Annotated in this window: 9 protein-coding genes (1 of these 9 cut by a window edge); 2 read left to right on the top strand and 7 right to left on the bottom strand. The window is 65.5% G+C overall.

What is annotated here, in order from left to right; translation table 11 throughout:
• Positions 1-3,428 carry the 5' portion of a hydantoinase B/oxoprolinase family protein gene (locus WHT83_RS05130; protein WP_406873164.1) on the bottom strand. It extends 445 nt beyond the left edge of the window, so only the first 3,428 of its 3,873 coding nucleotides appear in the window; it begins with the start codon at positions 3,426-3,428; its stop codon lies off the left edge, out of view.
• Positions 3,429-3,549: 121 nt separating this feature from the next.
• Positions 3,550-4,131, bottom strand: a complete 582-nt coding sequence (locus WHT83_RS05125; RefSeq protein ID WP_318763030.1) for a helix-turn-helix domain-containing protein — start codon at positions 4,129-4,131, stop codon at positions 3,550-3,552.
• A gap of 152 nt (positions 4,132-4,283) precedes the next feature.
• Here WHT83_RS05125 and WHT83_RS05120 point away from each other — a divergent pair, with 152 nt between their 5' ends.
• Both WHT83_RS05120 and tdh read left to right on the top strand, forming a co-directional pair.
• Positions 4,284-5,486, top strand: a complete 1,203-nt coding sequence (locus WHT83_RS05120) for a glycine C-acetyltransferase (RefSeq protein ID WP_406873163.1) — start codon at positions 4,284-4,286, stop codon at positions 5,484-5,486.
• A 17-nt stretch (positions 5,487-5,503) separates the two neighbouring features.
• Complete coding sequence (gene tdh / locus WHT83_RS05115; protein ID WP_406873162.1) at positions 5,504-6,526, top strand: L-threonine 3-dehydrogenase; 1,023 nt, start codon at positions 5,504-5,506, stop codon at positions 6,524-6,526.
• A 162-nt stretch (positions 6,527-6,688) separates the two neighbouring features.
• Here the strand turns inward: tdh and WHT83_RS05110 are convergent, their stop codons facing one another.
• From WHT83_RS05110 to WHT83_RS05090, 5 genes are read right to left on the bottom strand one after another with little or no spacing between them, the layout of a single operon-like run.
• A complete protein-coding gene (locus WHT83_RS05110) occupies positions 6,689-7,777 on the bottom strand; it encodes a sugar phosphate isomerase/epimerase family protein (RefSeq protein WP_406873161.1) in 1,089 nt (362 codons plus the stop codon).
• Positions 7,778-7,797: 20 nt separating this feature from the next.
• Positions 7,798-8,616 carry an ATP-binding cassette domain-containing protein gene (locus tag WHT83_RS05105; protein WP_406873160.1) on the bottom strand — a complete coding sequence of 273 codons (819 nt, stop codon included), beginning with the start codon at positions 8,614-8,616 and terminating at the stop codon, positions 7,798-7,800.
• Between the two features lie 2 nt (positions 8,617-8,618).
• On the bottom strand, positions 8,619-9,635 hold the full coding sequence (locus WHT83_RS05100; protein ID WP_406873159.1) for an ABC transporter ATP-binding protein: 1,017 nt from the start codon (positions 9,633-9,635) through the stop codon (positions 8,619-8,621).
• A gap of 1 nt (position 9,636) precedes the next feature.
• Entirely contained in the window at positions 9,637-10,491 is an 855-nt protein-coding gene (locus WHT83_RS05095) for an ABC transporter permease (RefSeq protein WP_318763035.1), read from the bottom strand.
• On the bottom strand, positions 10,488-11,531 hold the full coding sequence (locus tag WHT83_RS05090) for an ABC transporter permease (protein WP_183263194.1): 1,044 nt from the start codon (positions 11,529-11,531) through the stop codon (positions 10,488-10,490). The genes WHT83_RS05095 and WHT83_RS05090 overlap by 4 nt, the downstream gene beginning before the upstream one ends.
• Positions 11,532-11,534: the final 3 nt, after the last annotated feature.

The raw sequence follows: 11,534 nt of genomic DNA, 5'->3' as shown, positions 1-11,534 counted from the left end.
TAGGTGGCGTTGCCGAAGGTCAGGTTGTTCATCGTGCCTTGGGCGTTGGCAAGCGCCCCCATAGCGCCGAAGATGGCGTTGGTGACGTGTTGCGAGGTTTCGACATTGCCGGCGACGACAGCTGCCGGATAGGACGGCTTCAGCATCGAGCCGTCAGGTATGACGATGTCGATCGGCCTGAGGCAGCCGGCATTCATCGGGATATTGTCCTCGACCATGACCCGGAAGGCATAAAGCACGGCCGCGCGGGCGACGGGCTCGGGCGCGTTGAAGTTGTTCTTCATCACCGGCGAGGTGCCCGTGAAGTCGACCGTTGCCTTGCGCTTGGCGCGGTCGACCGAGATCTTCACCTTGATCACCTGGCCGGTGTCGGTGGGGTATTCATATTGGGAGCTGTCCGGCAAACGTTCGAGCACGCGCCGCACGCTTTCGGCGGCGTTGTCCTGAACGTGACCCATATAGGCCTCGACCACATCGAGCCCGAAATGGGCGACCATCTTTTTCAGTTCCGCCACGCCCTTCTCGTTGGCGGCGATCTGGGCCTTGAGGTCGGCGATGTTCTGGTGCGGGTTGCGGGCCGGGTAGGGATGGTCGGTCAGGAGTTGGTGCAGTTCCTTTTCGCGAAATCTTCCACGCTCGACGAGGCGGAAATTGTCGAACAGCACGCCTTCCTCGTCGACCGTCGTCGCCAGAGGCGTCATCGAGCCAGGCGCGGTGCCGCCGATATCGGCATGGTGGCCGCGCGCGGCGACCCAGAACAGGATGCGGGGCTTACCCTCCCCCCTCGAGAGGGAGGTGGCGGCGGAGCCGCCGGAGGGGGTCAGTTCGGCAGAGCTCGAGACACCATCTGCGCCTCCGCTCTCGGAGACGACCCCACCCGGCCGCTGCGCGGCCACCCTCCCCTCAAGGGGGAGGGAAAGGTCCTCGAACACCGGCGTGACGACAGTGATGTCGGGCAGATGCGTGCCGCCATTATAAGGAGCGTTCAGCGCAAAGACGTCGCCGGGATGGATGTCGCCTTCGTTGAGGCGGATGATGGTCTCGACCGAGCGGTCCATCGAGCCGAGATGCACCGGCATGTGCGGGGCATTGGCAACCAGCGCACCGGTGCGGTCGAAGACGGCGCAGGAGAAATCGAGCCGCTCCTTGATGTTGACCGAATAGGCGGTGTTCTGCAGCGTCACCCCCATCTGCTCGGCGATCGACATGAACAGGTTGTTGAAGACCTCGAGCATGACCGGATCGGCAGCGGTGCCGATGGCGGCGCGGCGCAGCTTCTTCTTCGTGCGCCGCATCAGCACGTGGTTGCGCGCGGTGATCTCGGCCAGCCAGCCCGGCTCGACGACGATGGTCTGGTGGCTCTCTATAATAAGAGCGGGTCCTGACACCTTATATCCAGGGCTCATGTCGGCGCGGCGGAAGACGCCGGCATCGTGCCAGCCGCCCTCGGTAAAGATCCTTCTCACCTCGGAGGCGGCGACCTGCTTGTCGTCAAGCTCCGCCTCGCGTTCGGAGAGCCCGCGGGCGCTGCCGTCGCGGCCTTCCAGCGCCACGGCTTCGACGACGATGGGCTTGTCTTTATATATAAAGCCGAACTGTGCCTTGTGGGCGGCCTCGAAGGCGGCCTTTGCGTCCGCGATCGAACCATGTTCGAAGCCCACCGGTAGGGCGGTGTCGGTGCCGTCGTAGCGGACATGCAGGACAGGCCGTACGGCGACATCCTGTTCGGCGATGGCCTGGCCGGCGAGTTCGGCCAGCACCTCGGCGCGGAGGTCGTTTATCAGGGCCTCGATGTCAGCCCGCGATTCCTCGCCCAGCGGCATGAGCAGCGCCTGCTGGCGCGAGGCGAAGACCGAGGACAGGCCGATGCCATAGGCAGACAGCAGGCCGGAAAAGGGGTGGATCAGCACCGCCTCGATGCCCAGCGCATCGGCGACCAGGCAGGCATGCTGGCCGCCGGCGCCGCCGAAGCAGTTGAGCAGATATTCCGTCACATCGTAGCCGCGCTGGACCGAGATCTTCTTGATGGCGTTGGCCATGTTCTCGACGGCGATGGTGACGAAGCCCTCGGCCACGGCTTCCGGGCTGCGGCCATCGCCGATCTCCCGTGCAAGGGCTTCGAATTTTTCGTGCACCACGCCGGCATCGAGCGGCTTGTCCTGGCCGGTGCCGAAGATCGCCGGGAAGAAAGCGGGCTGCAGCTTGCCGAGCATGACATTGGCGTCGGTGACGGCGAGCGGGCCGCCGCGGCGGTAGCAGGCGGGACCGGGATTGGCGCCGGCGGAATCGGGCCCGCAACGGAAGCGGCCGGCCTCGAAATGCAGCACCGAGCCGCCACCGGCGGCAACCGTGTGGATGCGCATCATCGGCGCACGGACGCGGACGCCGGCGACCTCGGTGTCGAAGCTGCGTTCGTACTCGCCATCATAATGGGCGACATCGGTCGAGGTGCCGCCCATGTCGAAGCCGATGACCTTGTCGAAGCCGGCGAGCTTGGCCGTCTCGACCATGCCGACGACGCCGCCGGCGGGGCCGGACAAAAGCGCGTCCTTGCCCTGGAACAGGTCGGCGGCGGTGAGCCCGCCGGAAGACATCATGAACATGAGGCGGGGGTTTTCACCCTCCCCCTTGTGGGGAGGGTCGGCACGCAGTGCCGGGGTGGGGGTGGATCTGGCTTCACCCCCACCCCGTAAGGCTTCGCCGTCCGACCCTCCCCACAAGGGGGAGGGTAAAGCGCCCAGTTCCCCCGCCACCTGGCTGACATAACGCGACAGGATCGGCGACAGATACGCGTCGACCACCGTCGTATCGCCGCGGCCGACGAGCTTGACCAGCGGCGAGACCTCGTGGCTGACCGAGACCTGCGAAAAACCGCATTTGCGGCAGACGGCGGCGACGGCGCGCTCGTGTTCGGGGAACTTCCAGGCATGCATGAAGACGATGGCAACCGCGTCGATGCCATCGGCCTTGGCCTGCATCAGGATCGGCTTGATCTCGGCGATATCCAGAAGCCGCTCGACGCAGCCATCCACCCGCACCCGCTCGTCGACCTCGACGACGCGCTCATAGAGCTGCTCGGGCAGGATGATCTCCTTGGCGAAGATGTCGGGCCGGGCCTGGTAGGCAATGCGCAGCGCATCGCGAAAACCCTTGGTAATAAGAAGAAGGACGCGGTCGCCCTTGCGTTCGAGCAGCGCATTGGTGGCGACCGTCGTGCCCATGCGGATGTCGCCTATGGCACCCACCGGGATTGCGGCGCCCGGTGCCAGTCCAAGCAGGTCGCGGACACCCTGGATCGCGGCATCGCGATAGGCCTCGGGATTTTCCGACAGCAGCTTGCGCGGATGGAGATTGCCCTGGGGGTCGCGGCCGATGACGTCGGTGAAGGTGCCGCCACGATCGACCCAGAAATCCCACTTGCCCGACATGACGCTCTCCCCATTCGCTGTCGCGGTATCGCCCAAACACGATACCGCTTGCGGGGAGGAAGCGGCAGGGCTGCCGTGCCGTCAAGAGTAGAAAGCCTGTCCCACGCTGTGGCGTTGCGGGTCAGGCCTCCTGGTCGTAGAGCACGACCATCAGCGCCCTGGCCATCTCGGTGCCGCCATTGGTGATCTCGTGGCCGATGTCGGCGCGGTAGCGGGCGGTCTCGCCGGTCAGGAGTTCCTGCCGGCCAAGTTCGGTCTCGACCAGCAAGCCATCGGTGTAGGCCGTGAGATGCTCGAAGGTGCCCGGCGCGTGCGGGGCGCTCTGCAGCTTGGAGCCGGGCGCGATCTCGACCTCGTACCATTCGACGCGGCCGGCGAGCGCGGGCGAACTCAGGATGCGCAGCCGCCAGGCGCCGTCGGGGCTCTTGATCTCCGGCGTCAGCGCCAGCGTCACCAGTTCGATGGCCTCGGCCTTGCGCTGGTGCGTGATGCCGCCCGCGATGAGCTGGGAAAAATCGATGCCGAGCGCCTGGGTCAGCGACCACAAAACCGCGAAGGTCGGATTGGCCTCGCCGCGCTCGATCTGCGACAGCATCGAGCGCGAGACGCCCGAAAGCGCCGCCAGCCGGTCAAGCGTCAGATGGCGCTCCTTGCGTTCCTTCTGGAGCACCGGACCGATCTTCGGCGCGTTGTTCACTTCCATATGCGGCCTCCCCCAAAGCTGGCACACTGATAGCACCGTGCCTTGCGTCCTGCGAGGCATTTGCGTCTGGTATGCTGGCCCAATTGGATTCCGCTAGACTTAACACGATATCCATTATATCGGAATTTCTATCTTAACGGATGGCGAGACCGATGAGCCGAGACTTCCTTTCCCACATATCGAGCGTTCTCAAGGGCATCGAGGCCGACGGCCTCTACAAGCGCGAGCGCGAAATCACCGGCCCGCAGTCGGGGCGCATCAAGGTGAAGGGCGCGTCGGGCGAGCGCCAGATGGTCAATCTGTGCGCCAACAACTATCTCGGCCTTGCCGACAATGCCGATATCCGCAAGGCGGCTGCCGCGGCCCTCGACGAGTTCGGCTTCGGCATGGCCTCGGTGCGCTTCATCTGCGGCACCCAGACCCTGCACCGCGAACTGGAGCATGCCATCGCCGACTATCTCGGCAAGGACGATGCCATCCTGTTTGCCGCCTGCTTCGACGCCAATGGCGCACTGTTCGAGCCGCTGCTCGGCGCCGAGGACGCCATCATCTCCGACAGCCTCAACCACGCCTCGATCATCGATGGCGTCAGGCTCTCCAAGGCCAAGCGCTTCCGCTACGCCCAAGGCGACATGGATGACCTGGAAACCCAGCTCAAGCAGGCCGCTGCCGACGGCGCGCGCTTCAAGCTGGTCGTCACCGACGGCGTGTTCTCGATGGACGGGCACATCGCCAAGCTGAAGCAGATCTGCGACCTTGCCGAGCGCTACGGCGCCATCGTCGCGGTCGACGATTGCCATGCCACCGGCCATATCGGCGACGAGGGCCGCGGTACGCCTGATCTGACCGGGGTCGGCAGCCGCGTCGACATCGTCACCGGCACGCTGGGCAAGACGCTGGGCGGCGCGATGGGCGGCTTCATTGCAGCGTCGCAGCCTATCATCGACCTGTTGCGCCAGCGCGCGCGCCCTTATCTCTTCTCCAACAGCCTCGCGCCAGCAGTGGCCGCAGGCTCGTTGAAGGCAATTGAGATCGCCCGTGCCGCAGACGACCTCCGCACAAAACTCGGCCACCACACGACGCGCTTCCGGGAAGGCCTGACCCAGGCCGGTTTCACGCTGCTTCCGGGCGAGACGCCGATCATTCCGGTCATGCTGGGCGATGCGGTGCTGGCGCAGCGAATGGCCAAGGCGCTCGACGAGCGTGGCGTCTATGTCGCCGGCTTCTTCTATCCCGTCGTGCCGCAGGGCAAGGCGCGCATCCGCACCCAGATGTCGGCCGCCCTCGACGACCAGGACATAACCTTCGCCATCGACGCCTTTGCCGACGCCGGCAAGTCGCTCGGCATCATCTGATTTTCAGGAGTTTTCCCATGCGCGCACTGGTCAAGGCCAAGGCTGAACCCGGCATCTGGATGGAAGACCGGCCCGTGCCGGAAGTCGGCCCCGACGACGTGCTGATCAAGGTCAACAAGACCGGTATCTGCGGCACCGATATCCATATCTACAAGTGGGACGAATGGGCGGCCAGGACCGTGCCGGTGCCGATGGTCACCGGCCATGAATATGCCGGTGAGATCGTCGAACTCGGTTCGCATGTGCGCGGCTTCAAGGTCGGACAGCGCGTTTCGGGCGAAGGCCATGTCATCGGCATGCACAGCCGCGCCAGCCGTGCCGGCCGCTACCATCTCGATCCGGAGACTCAAGGCATCGGCGTCAACCTGCCCGGCGCCTTCGCCGAATATGTGCGCATTCCTGCCTTCAACGTGGTGCCGCTGCCCGATTCGATCGACGACGAACTGGGCGCCATCCTCGACCCGCTCGGCAATGCGGTACACACGGCACTTTCCTTCGACGTCGCCGGCGAGGACGTGCTGATCACCGGTGCTGGGCCCATCGGCATCATGGGTGCGGCAGTCGCCCGCCACTGCGGCGCGCGCCATGTCGTCATCACCGACGTCAACCCGAAGCGCCTCGAACTCGCCACCCAGGTGGCCGACGTCACCCCCGTCAACGTCGCCCAGGAAGAACTGCGCGACGCCATGGGCCGCCTCGGCATGCGCGAAGGCTTCGACGTCGGCTTCGAGATGAGCGGCTCGCCTGCCGCCTTCGACCAGTTGATCGAGCACACGCTGATGGGCGGCCGCATCGCCCTGCTCGGCGTGCCGGCCAAGCCCTTCCCCATCGACCTCGCCAAGATCGTGTTCAAGATGATCACGCTCAAGGGCATCTACGGCCGCGAGATGTTCGAGACCTGGCACAAGATGCTGGCGATGCTGGAGAGCGGCCTCGACATCCGCAAGGTCATCACCAGCCGCATGAAGGCCGACGACTACCAGGCTGCCTTCCACAACGCCGCCAACGGCGAGGCCGGCAAGATCGTGCTCGAGTGGTAGGCTTTTGCCGCCACGTTTGAACAAAAGGCCGCGCCGACTGCGCGGCCTTTTTCATGAGATCTCCGGCCTTCATACGGTGAGGGGGATCTGATGCGTGGCAGAAACAACAAACCCGCGGAAGCTGCCTTCCGCGGGTTTGTTGCTTACATTCGATAAGCTGACCTACGCGGCCTTGCTCAGCGGCAAGCCGAGTTCCTCGCAGATGCCACGGACATGGGCGGCGCTGTCCTTGATGTAGGCGACCGTCTCGGCATAGTGGTAGTTCTCCACCGCCCAGGCGGCGAAGCTGCTGCGGTCCATGACTTCGCCGCTGGCGATGCGGGCGGCATAATCCTGCACCATCTTCATGTAGTCGGCATATTCCTCGACGCTCAGGTCGGGATGGCCTTCGAGCCATTTCGGATCGGCGATCTCGATGATCATCTTGGGTGGATTGCGCGGCCGGTCAGAGAAGGATTCGTAGTTCTCGATCGACAGGTTGAGATGCGGGTTGGCCTCGGCCAGGATCGGCATGACGGCACGGAAATCGACCACGCCGCCGCCACAGGGACGCATCTGGAAGTCGAGCACTTCGCCATCATAGGCGATCAGCGCGTCTTTGATGTGGGTCTGGCGCACGTAAGGCGCGACCCGCTTCGCTGCCCACACCGGATGCTCGGCGCGCTGCAGCACATTCGCCGTGTCGAAGACGATGCCTGTGGTATCCGGCCCGACTTCCTCGACCAGCCGCACCAGCTCGAAGGAGGTGATCTCCTCGTGCGTCTCGAGGTTCATGTGGATGCCGAGGTCGCGGGCGATCGGCGCAAGCTTCTTGAGGAAGCGCGCCGTGGCGTCGAGCTGCTCGCGCCAGGTGACGTCGGTGCGGAAACGGTCATAGGCAAAGCGGCCAGTGAAAGCCGGCTTGTAGTTGGCGGTCGCCACCCACAGCTCGCGGCAGTCGATGGCGGCACAGGCCTCCATCATGCGGCGGAAGCCGAGCACGATGTCGCCGTCGCCGATCAGCCTGAGTTCTGGCGCCTCGGGCGTGGCGAAAGGGTTGACCTTGCCGAGACCGGTTTCGAGATACATGCCGAGCTCATTGGCGCGCTGCTTGATCTCGCCTAGATAGCCGGCATCGAGCGTCGGGCTCATGTCGAGCACGGTGCGGAAGAACAGGCCCTCCATGCCCAATTCCTTGGCATGATCGAAGCTGGCCACGGGGCCGCGCTTGGCGGCTTCGGGAATCTTGCGGCCATCGACACCGATACGCATCGGCAGTCTCCTTAGTCTTGTCAGTTTGCGGTTTCGAGGCGCCGCGCCGCACGGCGGGCGCGGCCGACAACGGGATCGGGCACCGGCACGGCGGCCAGCAGCGACTGTGTGTAGGGCATCTGCGGGTTGTCGAATATCTGCTCGCGCGTGCCCTGCTCGACCACCTTGCCCTTGTGCAGCACGACGATCTTTTCGCAGAGGTGGCGGACGACGGCGAGGTCGTGCGCCACGAAGACGATGGCGAGGTTGAGTTTCTTCTGCATGTCCTGCAGCAGGTTGATGACCTGCGCCTGCACGGACACGTCGAGCGCCGCCACCGGCTCGTCGCAGACGAGGATGCGCGGGCGGATCACCAGGGCGCGGGCAATTGCGATGCGCTGGCGCTGGCCGCCGGAGAAGGAGCGCGTGTAGCGGTCCATGTCATTGGGGTTGAGCCCAACCATCTCCATCATCTCGGCGACGCGGGCACGCCGTGCCGCTGCCGTCGGTTCGAGCTTGTGGATCAGCAGGCCCTCGCCGATCAGCTCCTCCACCGTCATGCGCGGGTTGAGACTGCCGTAAGGATCCTGGAACACCATCTGAACTTCGCGGCGGAAGCGCCTGAGATCCTCGCCCCTGGCGTGGATCACTTCGATGCCGTCATAGGTGATCGCGCCCTCTTCCGGCTTGATCAGCGCCAGCATGCACTTGGCGATGGTCGACTTGCCGGAACCGGATTCGCCGACCAGGCCGATGGCCTCGCCGGTGTCGACGTTGAGCGTCACGTCGTGCAGCACCTTGGCCGGCGGGTTCGGGAAGGCGTTGTACGACTTGCTGATGCTGTCGATGGACATGAGCATGATCAGGCACCCTTCCCGTCGAGCAGGTGGCAGGCAACACGCGACATGCCGACCGGCTGCAGCGCGGGCAAATCAACGCCGCAGCGGTCGAAACGCTGGTCGCAGCGCGGGTGGAACGGGCAGCCGCTCGGCCGGGCCAGCGGCGGCGGCGGCGCGCCGGGGATCGCGTAAAGCGTGTTGAGATCCTGGTCGATGCGCGGCACCGCCTTGATCAGCCCTTGCGTGTAGGGATGGCTCGGCTTGGCGAAGACGCCGGCTACCTCGCCGTCTTCGACGATGCGACCCGAATACATGACCATGACGCGCTCGGCGAAGCCGGCGACGACGCCGAGATCGTGGGTGATGAACAGCACCGCCAGGCCGCGTCGCGTCGAGACGTCGTCGAGCAGGTCGAGAACCTGGTCCTGGACGCGCACGTCGAGTGCGGTCGTCGGCTCGTCGGCGATCAGCAGGCGCGGCTCGCCGACCAGCGCCATGGCGAGCACGACGCGCTGGCGCATGCCGCCGGAGAATTCATGCGGATAGGCATCGAGCCGTTCGGCGGCGCGGTCGACGCCAAGCTCGTCGAGCACGGCGAGTGCCCGCTTGCGCGCCTCGGCCTTGCCGACGCCGCGGATGCGCAACGTCTCGGCAACCTGGTCGCCGATGGTCATCAGCGGGTCGAGGAAACTCATCGGGTCCTGGAAGACCATGGCGATGGAGCTGCCGCGCAGCTTGCCCATGTCGCGGTCGGAAAGCTTGAGCAGGTCGGTGCCATCGAAATCGACCCGGCCGGACAGCTTGGCGAGGCGGTCGAGCCGCATCAGGGCGCGCGCCGTCAGCGACTTGCCCGAACCGGACTCGCCGACAAGCGCGACGCGCTCGCCAACGCCGATGGTGAAGTCGACGCCGTCGACGATGCGGACACTCGACCCGCTGCGACCGAGCGGCATGTCGACGGTGAGCTTTTCGACGCTGATGAGCGGCTGGCGAACCGGAACCACGGAAGCTGCGTCCGGCAGGGGATGTACAGTCTTCATCTCAGTTGCCCCTCAAGGACGGATCGCGGCGGACCTGGATGATGTCGCCCAGAAGGCCGAAGGCGATCGAGGTGATGGCAACCGCTGCACCCGGAGCGACGACGGTCCACCAGGCGGTCGAGACATAGCCGCGTGCGCTGGCGATGGTGGCGCCCCATTCGGCGCTCGGCGGCTGGGCGCCGACACCGATGAAGGACAGGCTGGCCAGCACCAGCACCGTGGTGCCGATGTCGCCGGCCCATTTGACGATCAAGACGTCGAGCGAATTGGGCAGCACATGCTTGGTCATCAGCCGCCATTTCGACACGCCCAGCACCTGGGCGCCGGCGACGAAGGGCTGCTCCATCGTCTGGCGCATGATGCCGCGCAGCATGCGGGCGGTGATCGGCCAGCCGGTGATGGCCATGGCGATGACCGCCGAACGCAGGCTGGCGCCCATGGCGGCAGCAAAGCCGAGCGCCACGATCATGCCAGGTAGCGCGAGGCCAATGTCGGTAACGCGCATCAGCGCCTCGTCGAGCCAGCGCGGGCCGGCGGCGGCGACGGTGGCGAGGGTAACGCCGATCAGGGAATAGAGCGTCACCACCAGGAAGGCCGAAAGCAGTGTCGTCTGGGCGCCGACGATCAGGCGCCAGAACACGTCGCGACCCTGGTCGTCGGTGCCGAACCAGTTCGCGGCACTCGGCGGCATCAGCGAATTGGCGATGTCGGAACTGTAGATGCTGTCAGGCGCGAGGAGCGGCCCGAAGACGGCGATGGAAAGCAGCGCCACCACGAGAGCGAAGACAAAGATCTCGAAGGCCGAGAAGCCTTCCTTGCGGCGGGCTGCCGGCTGGGCGATGGCAGGGGCGGTCATTGGCCTTGGCTCCCCAGTTGTGCGGCGCGGATGCGCGGGTCGACCAGAAGCTGGAGGATGTCGACGACGAGATTGACGAGGCAGACGACGGTGCCGATGAACATCACCGAGCCCAGCACAGCGAAGGCATCCTTCTGGGCGACGGCATTGAACATGTAGGCGCCGATGCCCTGGCGGGCAAAGACGGTCTCGACCAGCACGGCCGAACCGATCATCGCGCCGGCCTGTGTGCCCGAAAGCGTCAGCACCGGGTTGAGGCTGTTGGGCAGAGCGTGGCGCACCAGCATGTGGCGGGCCGTGGCACCCTTGGCGCGCACGGCCATGATGAAGTCGGAGCGCAGGACGCCAAGCAGCGACGCACGCAAGGTGCGGAAGATCTGCGTGGCAAAGAGCGCCGCCAGCACGGCTGCCGGCAGGATGATGTGGTGCAGGGCGTCGAAGAAGGCCCCGAAATTGAGCGCCATCAGCGCGTCGAGCGTCGGTGCGCCAGTGACGATCGGCGACGCCATGCCGTAGCTCTGCTGGCCCGAGATCGGCACCACGCGCCAGACGCTGCCCAGCACATATTGCAGAACCAGCGCCAGCCAGAAGGCGGGCATGCCGCCGAGCATGACAGCCGTGATGCGGCTGGTCGCGTCAAAGACGCCGCCCTGGCGGTAGGCGGCAACGATGCCGGCCGGGATAGCCACGGCCAGATTGAGCAGCATGGCGATGAAGACGAGTTCCAGCGTGCTTGGCAGGACCTTCTCCAGGTCGGCCAAAACAGGCTGGAGCGTGACGATGGAAGTGCCCAGGTCGCCGCGCAGGAGGCGGCCCAGGAAGCTGAAATACTGCATGATGACCGGGGCATCGAGCCCCAGCCTTTCACGCACCGCCTCGATCTGTGCGGCGGAAGCGTCCGCGCCGGCGGCCATCTGGGCCTCGTCGCCGGGCATGAGCTTGATCATCAGGAAAACCAGCGAAGCCAGCCCCCAAAGGGTCAGCAGTGCAAGGCCCAGACGGCGGGACAGAAACCAGGAATAGGCGCGGAACGCGAGCATCTC

Origin of the sequence: Aminobacter sp. P9b (genome assembly GCF_045345995.1) — a bacterium.
GTDB lineage: Bacteria > Pseudomonadota > Alphaproteobacteria > Rhizobiales > Rhizobiaceae > Aminobacter > Aminobacter niigataensis.
The sequence above is the reverse complement of the archived record's forward strand: the minus strand, read 5'-3'. Positions and strand labels throughout refer to the sequence as shown.

What these genes read in the sequence shown, in the direction of transcription:
- WHT83_RS05125 (WP_318763030.1), bottom strand. Translation starts at nt 4,131, where the DNA reads ATGGAAGTGAACAACGCGCCGAAGATCGGTCCGGTGCTCCAGAAGGAA.
- WHT83_RS05095 (WP_318763035.1), bottom strand. Translation starts at nt 10,491, where the DNA reads ATGACCGCCCCTGCCATCGCCCAGCCGGCAGCCCGCCGCAAGGAAGGC.
- WHT83_RS05105 (WP_406873160.1), bottom strand. Translation starts at nt 8,616, where the DNA reads ATGCTCATGTCCATCGACAGCATCAGCAAGTCGTACAACGCCTTCCCG.
- WHT83_RS05110 (WP_406873161.1), bottom strand. Translation starts at nt 7,777, where the DNA reads ATGCGTATCGGTGTCGATGGCCGCAAGATTCCCGAAGCCGCCAAGCGC.
- tdh (WP_406873162.1), top strand. Translation starts at nt 5,504, where the DNA reads ATGCGCGCACTGGTCAAGGCCAAGGCTGAACCCGGCATCTGGATGGAA.
- WHT83_RS05090 (WP_183263194.1), bottom strand. Translation starts at nt 11,531, where the DNA reads ATGCTCGCGTTCCGCGCCTATTCCTGGTTTCTGTCCCGCCGTCTGGGC.
- WHT83_RS05120 (WP_406873163.1), top strand. Translation starts at nt 4,284, where the DNA reads ATGAGCCGAGACTTCCTTTCCCACATATCGAGCGTTCTCAAGGGCATC.
- WHT83_RS05100 (WP_406873159.1), bottom strand. Translation starts at nt 9,635, where the DNA reads ATGAAGACTGTACATCCCCTGCCGGACGCAGCTTCCGTGGTTCCGGTT.